This window comes from Bradyrhizobium sp. BLXBL-03, from assembly GCF_051853015.1.
Classification (GTDB): Bacteria; Pseudomonadota; Alphaproteobacteria; order Rhizobiales; family Xanthobacteraceae; genus Bradyrhizobium; species Bradyrhizobium manausense.
Window position 1 is genome coordinate 7,910,039 of sequence record NZ_CP182470.1, and the last position, 15,663, is coordinate 7,925,701.

At 63.2% G+C, this 15,663-nt stretch carries 5 protein-coding genes; 1 reads left to right on the forward strand and 4 read right to left on the reverse strand.

Translation table 11 applies throughout. From position 1 onward, the window contains the following. Nucleotide 1: 1 nt before the first annotated feature. Together ACNJX9_RS37365 and ACNJX9_RS37370 are read right to left on the reverse strand one after the other, a co-directional pair. The gene (locus ACNJX9_RS37365; RefSeq protein ID WP_271599129.1) at nucleotides 2-955 is read right to left on the reverse strand and encodes an ABC transporter permease; all 954 of its coding nucleotides are present in this window, start codon (nucleotides 953-955) and stop codon (nucleotides 2-4) included. Nucleotides 956-1,244: 289 nt separating this feature from the next. Next, on the reverse strand, nucleotides 1,245-2,903 hold the full coding sequence (locus ACNJX9_RS37370) for an ABC transporter substrate-binding protein (RefSeq protein ID WP_439407096.1): 1,659 nt from the start codon (nucleotides 2,901-2,903) through the stop codon (nucleotides 1,245-1,247). 202 nt (nucleotides 2,904-3,105) lie between these two features. Between ACNJX9_RS37370 and ACNJX9_RS37375 the strand changes: the two genes are divergently transcribed. Next, entirely contained in the window at nucleotides 3,106-4,701 is a 1,596-nt protein-coding gene (locus ACNJX9_RS37375) for an ABC transporter substrate-binding protein (protein WP_439407097.1), read from the forward strand. A 485-nt stretch (nucleotides 4,702-5,186) separates the two neighbouring features. On the opposite strand, the gene ACNJX9_RS37380 is transcribed toward ACNJX9_RS37375, so the two are convergent. Both ACNJX9_RS37380 and ACNJX9_RS37385 read right to left on the reverse strand, forming a co-directional pair. Next, nucleotides 5,187-7,418 (reverse strand): CHASE2 domain-containing protein, encoded by a 2,232-nt coding sequence (locus tag ACNJX9_RS37380; protein WP_439407099.1) that lies wholly within the window; start codon nucleotides 7,416-7,418, stop codon nucleotides 5,187-5,189. Nucleotides 7,419-7,535: 117 nt separating this feature from the next. After that, a complete protein-coding gene (locus ACNJX9_RS37385) occupies nucleotides 7,536-15,137 on the reverse strand; it encodes a VCBS domain-containing protein (RefSeq protein ID WP_439407101.1) in 7,602 nt (2,533 codons plus the stop codon). Between the last annotated feature and the right edge of the window lie 526 nt (nucleotides 15,138-15,663).

The window sequence follows — 15,663 nt, forward strand, 5'->3', positions numbered from 1 at the left end:
GCTAGCCCCGCTTGATGCGCGGGTCGATCGCGGCTTGGGCGATGTCGACCAGGAGGTTGAGGACAACGAAGAACAGCGCCAAGACCAGAATCGTGCCCTGCAACAGCGGCAGGTCGCGCTGGAAGATTGCGGAGTTGAGCAGGAAGCCGGAGCCCGGCCAGGAGAACACGGTCTCGATCAGGATCGAGCCGCCGAGCATGTAGCCGAGCTGGAGCCCCATCACCGCGAGCGCGGTCGGGGCGGCGTTCTTGATGACGTGGCGGAACACCCCGCGTTCGTGCAGACCCTTGGCGCGCAACGCCTCGACGAAGTCCTGCGAGAGAATATCGCCGGTGAGCGCACGCACGGTGCGGGTGACGATGCCCATCGGGATCACCGAGGTCGTGATCGCCGGCAGCACGAGATATTGCAGATGCGCCCAGTCCCAGGCCCACGAGTTGGAGCCGTTGGGACCGGCGCCGACCGCGGGCAGCCAGTTCAGCTCGACCGAGAAGATGATGACCAGCACCATGCCGAGCCAGTAATGCGGCACCGAAACGCCGGCGATGGCAAAGGAGGTCGCGACCTTGTCGATCCAGGTCTCGCGGAAATAGCCGGCGATCAGGCCGAGCAGGATGCCCATGGTGAAGCCGATGACGGCCGCGGCAATCGCCAGCGTGACGGTGTTGCCGACCGCACGCATGACTTCGGCCAACACCGGGCGGCCGGTCGCGATGGAATTGCCGAGGTCGCCATGCAACGCGCGCAACAGCCAGAGCCCGAACTGCACCGGCAGCGGCCGGTCGAAACCGTAGGCGGCGCGGAGCTGTGCCGCGAGCTCCTGCGAGGCATCGGCGGGGAGCACCGCGACCAGCGGATCACCCGGCGTGATGTGCACGAGCAGAAAGCACACCAGCGCCACGCTGATGACGATCGGGATGACATAGACGATGCGTCTGGCGGTATAGGCGAGCACGTTTGGTTACTCAGGTTAGCGCGGAGATGCCGTCATGGCCGGGCTTGTCCCGCCTGCGCGGCCGAAGCCGCTTCGGCGAGGCGAAGGCCCGGCCATCCACGTTCTTGTTCCGTCGTTCCGGGGCGATGCGCAGCATCGAACCCGGAACCTCGAGATTCCGGGTTCGCCCTTCGGGCGCCCCGGAATGACCGAGCAATTGGAAAGACGTGGATGCCCGGGTCATCTGCGTGAAGACGCGCTTCGCGCTTTGGCCCAGGCATGACGTGTCGACACAGCGATGGCCTACTCACTACTGTGTCATCGCAATCGGCGAGAAGTCGATGAACCAGCTCTTCGGCTGGATCACGCCTGTCACTTTCGGACTCATGGCGCGCGGGCCGACGTCGTGGGCGACGTAGAGGAAGGCGGCGTCGTCGACGGAGGCTGCATGCAGCTCGGCGAGCGCGGCGTCGCGCGCGGCGGGATCGAAGGTCTGCCGCGCCGTCTTCACCAGCTCGTCGAATTTGGGATTGTTGATATAGCCCCAATTGTTCGAGACCGGCGGGGCCATGCCCGATTGCAGGAAGCGCACCAGCGCGAAGAACGGGTCCATCGCCGCATAGGTGACGTTGGTCGCGTTCGAACCGTTGGCCGAAGGGTCCTTGGCGCCGCGGCGCCAGTTGGTGAACAGCGTATTCCACTCGATGACATCGAGCTGCACGTCGAAATAGCATTCGGCGAGCGCCTGCTGGAGATATTCGTTCATCGGCAGCGGCTGCATCTGGCCCGAGCCCGAAGCCGACGTCTGGATCTTCACCGTCAGCTTCTTGTTCGGACCGAAGCCGGCCTCCTGCATCAGCTTTTGCGCGGCCGGCTTGTCGTACTTGATCTCGAAGGTCGGTTTTCCCCGCCAGGGATGGCCGGGCTCGAAGGTGCCTGATGCGGGCACCATGAGCCCCGCAAGCAGCCCATCCCTGAGGCCTTCGCGATCGACGCAGAGATTGGCGGCCTTGCGCACGCGGATGTCGTTCCAGGGCGAGCCCTCGACGCGCGAGAACTGCCACGGCCAGACATGCGGCTGCTCGTTGGCGTAGAGCTTGAAGCCGCGCTGCTTCAGCTCGGGTAGCGCATCCGGCGCCGGTGCCTCCACCCAATCGACCTGGCCGGACAGCAGCGCCGCGGTGCGCGCGTTGGCCTCCGGCATCGGCAACAGCACCATCTTGTCGATCTTGGGCACGCGGGCCTTGTTCCAATAGTCAGCGTTCTTGACCAGCTCGAGCCGCTCGCGCGGGGTGAAGCTCGCCATCTTCCACGGGCCGGTGCCCGCGGCGTCCTTGGCAAAGGCGGCCCAGGCGGCCTGCGACTTGGCCTTGGCATCAGTGCCTTCGGCCTTTTCATAGAAATGCTGCCACTTCGCCGGGCTCGCCATGAACAGGTTGGTGAGATTGATCGGCAGGAAGCTGTCGGGCTCCTTGGTGGTGAGCTCGACGGTCATGTCGTCGATCTTCTTCGCGGAGGCCAGCGTCGGCATGCGCGAGGCGGTGACGCCGACCTGGCTCGGATCGAACTGCGGCGCGTCCTGCTTCAAGACCTTGTCGACGTTCCACACCACGGCATCGGCATTGAACGGCGTGCCGTCATGGAAGGTGACGCCGGGGCGCAGCTTGAAGGTCCATTTGGTCTTGTCGGCATCGTCGACCTTCCATTCGGTCGCAAGGCCCGGGATGACGACGCTCGGCTTGTCGGCTGAGGACAGGTCCCACCCGGTGAGCGCGTCATACATGGTGAGGCCGGTGAAGCGGTTGCCTTCAAAACCCTGATCGGGCTGACCGAGCGTGCGCGGAATATCCGCCGCGGTCATGCCGATGCGCAGCACGGTCTCGGCGCCGGCCGCGCGCGGCCAGGCGGCCGCAGAGGTCAGGGCGAGTGCAGCAATCAGTGCTGCGCGCGCGGTTGTCTTGATAAGCATTGCCGTCGTCCTTTTCCCGGAAACGATGATTAATTTTGATGCAAACGTATGCAATGGCTATGCCAGTGGAGGAAAGTTATTCTGCAAATTGCCCCTGCGACGACAAGTCCTTGTGATCGCGCGTGTGCATGGGCACCGCCCTGCCTATTCTGGCATCAAGATTGCAGGTTTGGCCCTGGATTTCTCCTGGGAGCTTTGGGCCATGCGTATTCGTGTTACGACCTGTCTCGCTGCGCTTGCGCTGGCGATATCAGCACTCTCGGCGCGCGCCGAGACGGTGGTGCGCTACGGCATCTCGATGGCGGATATTCCGCTGACGACGGGCCAGCCCGATCGCGGCGCCGGCGCCTACCAGTTCACGGCCTACACGATCTACGATCCGCTGGTGGCCTGGGAGATGGACGTCGCCGACCGCCCGGGCAAGCTGGTGCCGGGGCTCGCGACGGAATGGAAGGTCGATGACAACGACAAGACCAAGTGGCGCTTCGCCCTGCGCAAGGGCGTGAAGTTTCACGACGGCAGCGAGTTCAACGCCGATGCGGTGATCTGGAATCTCGACAAGGTGCTCAACGACAAGGCGCCGCAATTCGACAAGCGCCAGAGCGCGCAGGTGAAGACCCGCCTGCCCTCGGTCGCCAGCTACGCCAAGATCGACGACTTCACCGTGGAGATCACGACCAAGACGGTCGACTCCTTCTTTCCCTATCAGATGCTGTGGTTCCTGGTCTCGAGCCCGGCGCAATATGAGAAGCTCGGCAAGGACTGGGACAAGTTCGCAAGCCAGCCGTCGGGCACCGGCCCGTTCAAGCTGACAAAGCTGGTGCCGCGCGAGCTTGCCGAGCTCAGCAAGAACCCGGACTATTGGAACGCGAAGCGGATTCCCAAGGTCGACAAGATCGTGCTGGTGCCGATGCCGGAAGCGCTGACGCGCACCAATGCGCTGCTCGCCGGCCAGGTCGACCTGATCGAGACGCCGGCTCCCGATGCCGTACCGCAGCTCAAAGCCGCCGGCATGAAGCTCGTCGACAACGTCACGCCGCATGTCTGGAATTATCATCTCAGCGTGCTGCCGGGCTCGCCCTGGACCGACATCCGCCTGCGCAAGGCACTGAACCTTGCCATCAACCGCGACGAGGTCGTCGGCCTGATGAACGGCCTCGCCAAACCCGCCAAGGGCCAGGTCGACCCGTCGAGCCCATGGTTCGGCAAGCCGAGTTTTGAACTGAAGTACGATCTCGCTGCCGCGAAGAAGCTGGTCGAGGAAGCCGGCTATTCCAAAGCAAAGCCGCTGAAGACCACCTTCATCATCGCGCAGGGCGGTACCGGCCAGATGCTGTCGCTGCCGATGAACGAATTCCTGCAGCAGAGTTTCAAGGAGATCGGCATCGAGATCGACTTCAAGGTGGTCGAGCTCGAGACGCTCTATACGCATTGGCGCAAGGGCGCCGCCGACGAGATGAATGCCGGCATCACCGCCAACAACATCGCCTATGTCACGTCAGACCCGCTCTACGCCATCGTCCGCTTCTTCCACTCCGGCCAGATCGCGCCTGTCGGCGTCAACTGGGGCGGCTACAAGAACCCTGAGGTCGACGCGCTGATCGACCAGGCCAAGCAGACCTTCGACAGCGCCAAGCAGGACGAACTGCTGGCCCGGGCCCATGCGCTTGTCGTCGACGATGCCGTGCTGGTCTGGGTCGTGCACGACACCAACCCGCACGCGCTGTCGCCGAAGATCAAGCAGTTCGTGCAGGCGCAGCACTGGTTCCAGGATCTGACCACGATCGGGGTGGAGTGAAGAAGCACGGCTGTCGCAGGGTGGGTTAGCCCTGCGACTGCGCGAAGCGCAGTTCGCACGGTGTAACCCACCATGCTTTTCGTAAATGCCGACCGAAGTCGGTGGGTTACGCTCAACGGACTGCGCTTCACGCATCCGCTGAGCTAACCCACCCTACTCGCTGACCACGACCGGGATCGGGTGAGGGCGGCGAGCACAGGTGCCGTAGGGTGGGCAAAGCGACTTGTCCGCCGTAGCTCGAAGAGCGAAGGGGGAAGCGTGCCCACCATTAGGTTGCGATGGACGCAGGTCGTGGGCACGGCGCAATGCGCCTTTGCCCACCCTAGGAGACTATCGCGAGCTGTTGAGCGCAAATGCCTCAACCGGCTCGTCATTGCGAGCGCAGCGAAGCAATCCAGAATCTTTCCGCGGAGACGCTCTGGATTGCTTCGCTGCGCTCGCAATGACGGAGTGTGGGCGACAGCGGAGCCCTCTCGCTCGCCCCCCTACTTCGTCAGCAGCGCATACGCGCCGGTCCAGCCCTCCGGCGGCGGATTGGCCTTGAACTCCCTGATGCGCGCTTCGTAGAGCTTGAACAGCTTTTCCAGCGTGTCGGCGTCCTCGCTGCGGCGGCCGCGCTCGATGGCGTCGAGCGCGCCCTGCCAGTCGCGATTCCGGTAGCAGCCGAGCATCTCGATGGTGATGTTGCGCAGACGCTGGAACGCGGCCGACTGCATCACGTCATCGCGGCCCGCGATGGCATAGATCACCTCCGGCTCGGTCTTGCCCTTGACCATGATGAAGTCGAGCTCGAGGATCGCGAACCGGTCCTTGGCGGCGAGCGCCGTCCGCGAGCCGACGATGATCGGGAAGCCGTATTGCTTGGTCTGGCCTTCCAGGCGCGAGGCGAGGTTCACGCTGTCGCCGAGCACCGAATAGTTCTTCTTCAGATCGGAGCCCATGTTGCCGACCACGCCGATGCCGGTGTTGAGGCCGATGCCGACATTGAGCGGGATGTAGACGTGGCCGCCGTCGGCCGCTTCCTGCTCGCGCTCCCTGTTGACCACGTCGATCTTCTCGAGCATCCGGATCGCGGCCTCGCAGGCATGGACCTGGTGCTCGGCGTCGTCGAGCGGCGCGTTCCAGAACGCCATGATGGCGTCGCCCATATATTTGTCGACGTAACCCTTCTGCTCGATGATCACGTCCGTGAGCGGCGTCAGGAAGCGGTTCATCAGCGCGATCAGGCCTTGCGGATCGTGCTTGTAGCTCTCCGAGATGGTGGTGAAGCCGCGCACATCGGAGAACATGATCGTCAGCTCGCGCTCCTCGCCGCCGAGCACGACTTTCTCCGGCGATTGCGCCAGCTGCTCGACCAGCACCGGCGACATGTATTGGGCGAAGATGCCGCGGATCTGCACGCGCTGGCGCTGCTCGCGCACGAAACTCGCGAAGATGAAGGTGAGGTAGATCGCGGTGGTCGACAGCAGCGGATAGGTGAAGTCGATCAGGTAGCGGTATTTCCAGTAGAAGAACCAGGACGTACCGAACAGGACCGCGGCAAACAACGCGCCGGCCAGCGCCAGCCGAACGGGGCCGAGATTCGGGGTGAAGATGATGACGAGGATGCCGATGATCAGTGCGGTTATCAACTCGACGCCGAGCGCGTAGTTCGGCTGCGAGATGACCGCGCCGGTCAGTACGCTTTCGAGGACCTGGGCGTGGATCTCGACGCCCGGCATGTTCGCCGACACCGGCGTGGTTTTGAGATCGTTCAGCCCGACGGCGGACGTGCCGATCAGCACCAGCTTGCCGTTTATCTTGCCTGGCGGCACCGAATTATCGAGGACGTCGGCCGCCGAGACATAAATCGATGGATCCTGACGCGCATAGTGCACCCACAACTGACCGTTCTTGTCGGTCGGGATCTCGACGCCCTTGAGGCGAATGGCGCGGATGCCGGTCTTGTCGGTGCGAACCAGCAGCGTCGGCGTTCCCGTGACGACGCGCAAGATCTCGAGGTTGAGCGAGGGCATGATGTTGCCCTGGGCGCGCATGATCATCGGCACGCGGCGGATCAGACCATCGCGCTCGGTCGGAATACTGAACAGGCCGCGACCTGCCGCGACTTTCTCGATCACGGGCACGTTGCGGAGCAGCCCGGGGAATTCGAACATGAAGCGCTCGGCGTTCGCTTCGCCAACCGTGGCAACGCCAGTAAAGGGCAGCGTCTTGTCGATGTCGGACGTGATCTCCTGCTGCCCGGTCTCGCCCAGCACCACGCGCGAGCGCTTGATCGCATCGGAAAGGACCTGATCGTTGCTCGGCAGCTCGCGCAGCCTGGCGCGGGTGGCATCATCAAGATAACGCATCTGGTTGGCGACGAGATCCGGATTGAGCCGGTCGGGTTCGGAAAACACCACGTCGAAACCGATTGCCACCGCGCCGAGATCGGTGAGGTTGGTGATCATGTCCGCGATCCGCGTGCGCGACCACGGCCATTGACCGAACCTGGCGAGGCTCTTGTCGTCGATATCAACGATGGTGACCGGCCGCACCGTCTTGTGGCGAGGGTCGACATGCTGGAATATGTCGAAGACGCGCAGCCGCAGCTCCTGGACCGGCGGCGGATCCCAGACGCGCAGAGCTGCGAACACGACCAGCAGCGCAAGGCACAGCAGCCGCGCCAAGCCGAACTTTCGCGCAAACCACCGGCGCAGGATCTTGAGACGTTTCATGTTGGTCGAAGTTCCTGCCGCGCGCCGCCTCCGTTGGACCGATCATGCAGCGAAGGCCTGCAAATTGCCATGCCCCATCGGCGGACGATACGGTCTTTTTGGCCGCGACCAGCCCCGTTACACGGAGCCACCGACGGAGTGATTGGTGACGATGAAGTCGCTGGCATGCAGGTTGTTGACAACGACATTCTTCAACAGGATCGTCTCGTGATCGTCCAGCCGGACCAGCGTATCGGCATTCTGCTGGGTGAGGGTGATATCGCTGAACGAGTTGATGTTGTCGAACTGGCGTACGTCGATCTTGTCGAGCGTAGTGTCGAATTCGTAGACCGTGTGCTGGACCGTATCCGAAAAGGATTTTGGCGCGAACACAAACTGGTCCTGCCCGCCTTTGCCGTCCAACGTGTCGCTTTGCCCGCTCGCGAACAACACGTCCTTGCCGCTGGTGCCGACCAGCGAGACCGGTCCCGGGCCGCCGTCGTTGAAAACGAAATTGACGGTGTCGCTGGCGCCGAAATTGTCGGTGACCTTGAACGTGACCATGTCCGTCGCCGGCTTGTCCGCTCCCGGAGCGTAGGTGACACCGCTCGCCAAGAGGGCATTGATGTCGTTCAGATTGCCGGCCCCCGTCCCCGGAGAAACGCTTGATCCCTCTGCTTGAGTCGTGGCGCTGAGCGCAAATGCTTCTGACGGTGCCGCGGGATCTTCGTCGGTGATTGCCAAACCAAGCACGGAGGTCGTGCCGTCCGGATTTTCCGACACAGTGAAATGGGTCGTATCGATTTCGGGACCAGCGAGCGGATCGATCGTGACGGCGTGAGTCTGAGGCAAGGTCGTCGCGGAGGTATGGCTGCTGTCGACGACGCTCGTTGCGGTCACCGTGATGTTAAAGCTGCCGGCATAGCCGACCGGCGTCGTCAGCGTGAGGTTGCCACCGAGATCGGTGGCCTCGATGTGCCAAGTGTTGTTGCTGGCGTCGTAGGTTCCGTAGTTGAATTCCGAACCGACGGGCGCACCTGCGATCGTCACGTAGGTGTCGTCGGGGTGCGCGCCGGTCGGGATGGTGACCGTGATCGGAACGTTGATCGGGGTGTGCTCAGGCCCTTCCGACTTGGCAATATTGGACAACTCGCCGGAACCAAGCCCCAGGAAGTCCTCGATCGAAGCCTTGTACGTGGGATATGAGCTCAAAAACGCTTCAAAGTTTCCGTCAGTCGGGACAATTTGGGAGCCGCCGACATCGCTGTGCGCCGTCGAGACGATGGCGACCTGACCGGTGACTTGGGTGTCGCCGAAGCCATTCTCGAAGCTCTGCACGACCTCGCCGTTCACCCGGATATTGTCGACGGCCAGGAAGGACGTAACTGCATAGTCCTTCTCGTTCATCACACCCGCGCCAAAGGCGTAGGTGCCGTCGGTCTGAATCTTATAGGTAAAAGTGTGCCAGCCGGTCGAGCCATAGCTTCCGGTCGCCTCGATGTCCGATAACAGGAACGCGGCGCCATTTACGCTGGCGAAGGCAAAGTCGTTGTACGGCAGATAGTCATCAGTGGTGAAATTCCAATCAACACTGACGATGTCACCGGCATGCAGCGACAGCTGGGTCACGAGCGCCGAGCCATCCGTGGGATAGATGCTCGTATTCGGCCCAAGCGACAAGACCGGAGCGACGGCCATTTCAACCTCCGCCGGCGCCGTCACTTCCGTGCCTATCGAGGCAGCCTGGTCCGACACCGGCGTCGTGCCGCCGTGGCCGGCGCCGGAGATGTCGATCGAGACCGGGGAGTTGGCACTGACCGCGCCAGTATAGGTGTTGTCGATCGCGTGGACATCGAGCGTGCCGGGCGTGCCGCTGAAACTTCCATTCGGAACGAAGCGGATCAGCGTATCAGTGCTGAGCACCAGCGCATTCGTATTGCTGACGCCGGAAATATCGACCCACTGGTCGGTGCCGGCGATCTCGTATTGCCAGCTGCCCTGGTCCGACGTGGCGTTGTCGGCGCTGACCGCGATCGCCTTGAAGCTCGCGCCGGTATCGACGTCGTGGAACTTGCCCGCGAAGAGGTCGCTGACGGCGCTGCCGGTCGGATTGGTGTTGTCGGCGGCGACGGAATCCAGCTTCGTGCCGTCGAGCGTCGGGGCATCGTTGGCGCCGTTAACGTTCACCGTCAGCGTCGCGGTGCCGTGCGCGCCATGCGCGTCCGTGGTTTGGACCGTGAACGTGTCGACATAGGCGCCTGCCTGCAACGCGTTGATTGCCGCAGAGTCGGGCACGTAGTCGTAGTTGCCGTTGGAATCGACCGTCAGCGAACCGTACTGTCCCGCCACCGTCGTCGTCGCGTTGTGCTCGGCATCGAGCAAGGCGTAGCTCAGCGTCGCCGTCTCGCCGGTGTCGGCATCGGTGCCGGCCAGCTTTCCGGTGAGATCGGCGAAGCTGTCGGAGACGCCCGTATCGGCGAGCGAGCCGATGTCGAGATCGGCGAGGGTCGGCGCGTCGTTCGCGCCCGATATCGTGACGGTGACCTGGGCCGTGTCGGACTTGTGGCCGTCGTCGAGCGTGATGGTGGAGACCACCGTCGCGGTCTGGCCCTGCCCGAGGAAATCCAGCGCGCTGTCGGCGATCGAGTAGCTCCAGCCGACGGTGCCGTTGTTCCTGTTGCCGGTCTGCTGCAGCGTCAGCGCGTGTTCGAGTGCGGAAATCTCGTCCGGCGTCAGGGTCAGAGCCGTGGTGTGATCGGCGGCAAGCCAGGTCACGTCTTGATGGGTGATCTTCGCCGTCGGCCGCTCGGTCAGATCGATGTCGGTGAAATCGATGGTGCCGGTGCCGCCCGACGCCGGATCCATGGTGGCGTCGCCGGTTTTGTTGTCAAGCTCGGCGAAGCTGACGCTCGGCGACGTCTCGGCGGCATTGAACGCCGGCGCGTCGTCGGCGGCGTTGAGCGTGATCAGCGTGCCGCCATGGCCGTCGCTGCTACCGGCAAAATGCGCGTTGCTGTAGTCCCCTCCGGTGAGCTTCACCGTGATGCTGTGGCCGTAGGCATCGCTGACGACGAGATCGCCGGTCGCGGAATCGTAGGTCGCGGAGGTACCGCCGTCGAACTCGATGGTCGACAGGTCGAGCTTGTCGGTCGACGCAAAGCCTGCAACCGACCCGCCGAAGCTGGACGTGTCGATCTGGAGCTCGGCGCCGCCGCCGTTGAAGGTGATCGTCTGCGACACCGCGGCGTCGACATCGAGCGTCGCATTGGCATCGATCGTGACCGAGCCGGAGCCGGACAGCGAACCGAACAGCGACAGGGTGCCGTCGGTATGGACCTCGATCGTGTTGGTGTTGGTGATGCTGCCGGTGATCGAGGCGGTCCCCCAGCTCTCGATCTTGCCGGAGTTGGTGATGCCGAAGCTCGCCCCGTCTGCACTCGAGACCGAGGCGCCGTCATGGAGATCGATTTCGCCGGCATTGTCGATCTTGGACAGCGTACCGAACACGCTCGTACCCGAAACCGTCCAGGTGCCAGCCGCCTTGTTGTCGAACGTGGCGCTGGCGACCGAGATGTTGCCGTTGATATCGCCGGTGTTGTTGATGGTCACGGGACCGCCGGCCTCGGCGATGGCGTAGGTGGTCGAGGCCACGCTGCCGGCTGCATCGGGCCCGATCGTGCCGGAATTGTCGATCGTCGCGAAGCCGGTCGTGTTCTCCTGGATGGAGATCGCAGCGACGCCATCGGCACCGACCACCGTGCCGGCGTTGGTGATGGAGGTCGAGCCGGCCGCGTCGGAATCGTCCTGGTCGACGTGAATGCCGAACGAAGCCGTGCCGGTGATGTGACCATTGTTGGTGATGTTGACGGCGCCGTCGCCGTGGGAGACGACATCGAGGCCGACCGCGCCGGACACGCCGCCGCCGATCGTGGCCGTGATGTCGCCCGCCCCGCTTACGCCGTCGTGCAGCAGGATGCCGCTTCCGGTTTGGCCCGTGATGTCACCGACCGTCGTGAGCGAGATGCTGCCTGCGCCGTCCTGCGTGACGACGATGCCGCTGTCGTGACCGGTCAGCGTTCCGGCGGGCGTCAGGACAATATTCGCGGGCTTGAGGGATGAGCCGCCGGATGCAGTGAAATCCAGCGCGTCACCGCTCGAGGTCGTGATGTCGGCCGCGCCGGTGACCGTGAACGTGCCGCCGGTCGAGGACTGGCCGGTGATGGTGCCGGTCAAGCTCTGGCCGACGACCTTGTCGAGCTGAAGCGTATCGGCGCCGCCGGCGAAGGTCACGGTCTGCGCCGTCGCGCCGGCGAGCTCCAGCGTTGCGCCATCGTCGATGACCAGCGAGCCGGCGCCCGCGAGGCCGCCGGAGAGGTTCAGTGTCCCCGCCTGCACCTCGATCGTGCCGGTGTTGGTGATGCCGGCCGAAATCGTGTTGAAGCCGGAGACGCCGTAGAGATGGCCGGAATTGTTGAGGCTGCCGCCGTTGATCGAAGCTACCGTCAGATAGAGCTTCGAGGTGCCGTCAACGGTGACCGCGCCACTATTGTTGGTCACGTTGAGGCTCGACAGCTTCAGAATGCCGCTATTGATCGCCTTGATATCAGCAGTGTTGACAATGGCCTCGCCGATGACGTCGAGCTCGCCGCCGTTGGCCTGGAGCAGCTTGCTGTTGGTGAGCGTATGGATGACGACGGGGTCGATCGTCAGCGTGCCGCTGGTGACTGATATCGTGCCGGTGTTGGTGATGTCGGCATTGCTGATGGCGCTCGCACCGGTCGATTCCAGCGTACCGGCAAGCGTCAGCGTGCCGCCGTCGATCGTCGCGGTAGAAAGATCGAGCGTCGAGCCCGCCTCGATCGATACGACGCCGCCGCTGATCGTGGCGTCGTTCAGGAACATCTGCGCATGGGCGTCGACGCTGACCTTGCCGGCGTTGTTGACGATCGAGCCTTTGTCGATCGTCAGCACAGCATCCGCAAAGACTTCGATCGTGCCGAGGGACAAATTGCCGACGGTCTCGTTCGCAAACTCGACCGCACCCTTGACGTGGACCGCGCCGGAATTGTTCAGCGTGCCGTTCTCGATCAGGCTGGTGCCGTCGAGCTCCAGCGTGCCGAGAATGGCGAGGGTGCCGCCGTCGATCGTCACGGCGTCGGCGACCAGCGTCGCGACGGAATCGACCTGCACGGTACCGCCGGCATTGGCGATGCCGGTGTCCAGCGTCAGGGTGCCGCCCGACAATTCGATTGTGCCGGAATTGGTGATGGTGGTCAGCGTGTCGATCTTGCCGCCTGCCGCGAGCGTGAGCTGGCCCGCGTTGGTAATCTTGGCGGTACTGGCGACGACGTCGCCGTTCGTCCTGGTGATCGTCTCGACATCGATCGCGCCGCCGACAAGAACGGTGCCGTCAGCCGCATTGGTGAACTTCGCATCGGCATTGAGCGTCAGCTTGCCCCCGAGCGTCAACGTGCTGTGATTGATGACCTCCGGCGCCGTGTGGTGCACCGTTGTGTCGTAATCATCCATCGTCAGCGACTTGCCGTACGCGGCAGCGTCGATCGTGACTGGATAGGACGGCGTCAGCCCATGCAGCTGATCGGTGATGATGATGACGTCATCGTTGCTGGTCGGAACCGTGCCGGTTTCCCAGTTCGCAGCGTCCTTCCAGAAACCACCCGAGGGCTGGTTCGTCCCGATCCAAACCACCGCCGGGGCGTCGGTGCCCGTGAGCGTGACGGTGATGGTCTGTTGCGAGGTCGCATCGTGCTCGTCGGCGACCGTGACGGTGTAGACCAGCGTCAGCACTTCGCCCTTCGGAATGAAGTCGGCGAGATAGACGGGCAGATCGGCCAGCGACCAGTTGATGGTCCCGGTGCCGGTGCCGGTTGAATCCAAGCCGTTCCCGATCGCAACCGACATGGCCTTCTGGAACGCGGCGAGCGGGCCGGGAGGCACAGTGGTGCCGTCCGGCAGGCTCGCGCTGGTCAGCGCCACGGACACGGTGTGGGTGTCCGTGAGGTCGACATCCTTGAAGGTGAGGGTGCCAGCGGTCGGAACGTTGGTGGTGAGCGGCCCGCCCGGCACGCTGGTGCCGCCGGAGAAGGTGATGGTCGGCACGCTGGTCGTGATCACCGGCCTGTCGTTGGTGCCGGTGATCGTGATGGTGATCGGGATGTCCTTGGTTTCAGGGTTGACCGCGAAATTGTTGTTGACGTGGACAACGTAAGTCAGCGTCAGCGTCTCGCCGTCGGCGAGGAAGTCGAACGCGTGGTCGGGGATCGTGTAGGTTGCTACCGCGGTCCCGTTGTTGTTGTTGCCGCCATCGGCGACAACATTGATCTTGACCTGCGTCGCCGCAATATCCTGCTTCTGGAGAGCAGTGAGCGAGGGAGTGACGTCGTGATGGCCGGAATCCGTATAGGTGTATTTTGATGCATCGAGGTCCACCGACACCGTCGGCCGGTCGCCCAGGTTTTGGTCGACGAAGTTGACCCTGAAGATGATGACATCGGGAGGTACGGCATCGCCGGTGGCGTCGCCGTGGTCGCCGGTCGCCTTCGCGTGCTCGGTCAGGGCGAACGCAGTCACCACATTGCCGTTGGTATCGAGGACGCTCGCGAACGGCGCGCCTGGAATACGATCGACACCCCCCTTGTCGGACCCACCCGGCGCCGGACTGCCGGCACCGCCGGCGACGGTGTTGGTGAAGATCGCCTGTGCGGTGGAGCCGTCCGGCGTCTTGATCAGGACGATGTCGCCGGTCTGGGTGATGCTGTCGGTGGAGTTGTTGGTGAGCTTGGTGTTGGTGTTGTTGTCGGTGAACTTCAGCGTGAACACGTCGTTGATCAGCTTCTGCACGTCCGGCGACAGCAGCGCATTGCTGACCGAGACGTTGCCGCCGCTGATCTGGATCATCTGGCCGGCCTGGTTGACCGTCGCGATCGGCAGCAGCGTCTGCTTGTCGAACAGGATGTAGGAGCCGGTGGTGCCGTTCGGCTCGACCAGCACCTGGAAGTTCGCCTGCGGCTGCGGGTCGCCACCACCCGAGGGTACGACGAAAGCGATCTCGGTCAGCACCGCCGTGCCGCGAATGCCCATGGTGGCGACCGGCGTGTCGACCTTCATGTCGCCGTGCTTGGCGGTCTCGCCGGCGACGAAGGTGATGGTGCCCGCGACCAGGCTGAGCAGCGAGGAATTGTTCGACCCGTTGGGGTCGTAGACCATCTCGTTCAGCACCATCCGCGCGTTGGCGGACAGGCCGAACACGGTGCCGTCGATGAAGGTGATGCCGAGCGTCGAGTCCGAGCCGGTCGAGACCACGTCGCCCTTCTCGACGTTATCGCCATTGTTGAGGATGACCGAGACGCCGTTGCGGACCACGGTCGCACTGCCGGTCAGCTTGGTGACGTGACCGATGACCTGCGCCGCGGCGGCGCCGGGCGCAGCCTGCGCGACCTGAACGTAGCCGGTGAGCGCGCTGACGATGTCGCCGGTGAGATGGGCGCCGTCGGGCGAGGCGATCGCCGCGCGCTTGTCGCCTCTGAAGTAGTCGTGAACGACGAAGTCGTGACCGTCGTGCGAGAGCACGAGATCACTGCCGGTGCGTTTGAACTCGCCATGGAAGATCAGATTGGGGTCGGCAATGACCACCGCGCCGTCAGGCACATGGCCATGCGCCGTGGCGGTAAAGGATTCAACATGGCTATCGGCGGACGAACGGGAACCCTGGCCATCCAAGGTGAGCCCGGCGTCAAATTTGCCAGCGTAATTCAACCGGGCACCATGAAAAGGGTTAAAATCTAAGTAAGTATCGTCCGCTTAAGCTTGCATAGCATTACCAAGTCCTTAGCGAAACCATCTATTGCTTGTGTGGTTTCGTGTCACTTGGCGGCGGAGGCCTATGCCTGCGGCGACATCCAAAGATAAAATGAAGTAATACTCGCAGAAATTTCGAGTAAATCGTCGCACGCCCAAGTCCAGCTTCCACGAGATTAAGTATTCGATGGTATTAACCATCCAGCGGATACTTATGTCATCTTTTCTTCGTAACTCCCCGGTCCATACTGTGGCAAATACGGAGCTAAATCTGTGACCTAACTAACAGAACCCGTAAAATAGCTGGTCATTAGCCATGGAAGGCGAATCGCTTCCCGCAACTTCCGGCTGCACTCCCGTTGATTTCGCGGCGGCGTCTCTCGTTGCCCGGGCCTGTAAGATTTTACGGAGTCCGGGAAGGGGCGGTTGAGCGTGCTCCACGCCAGTC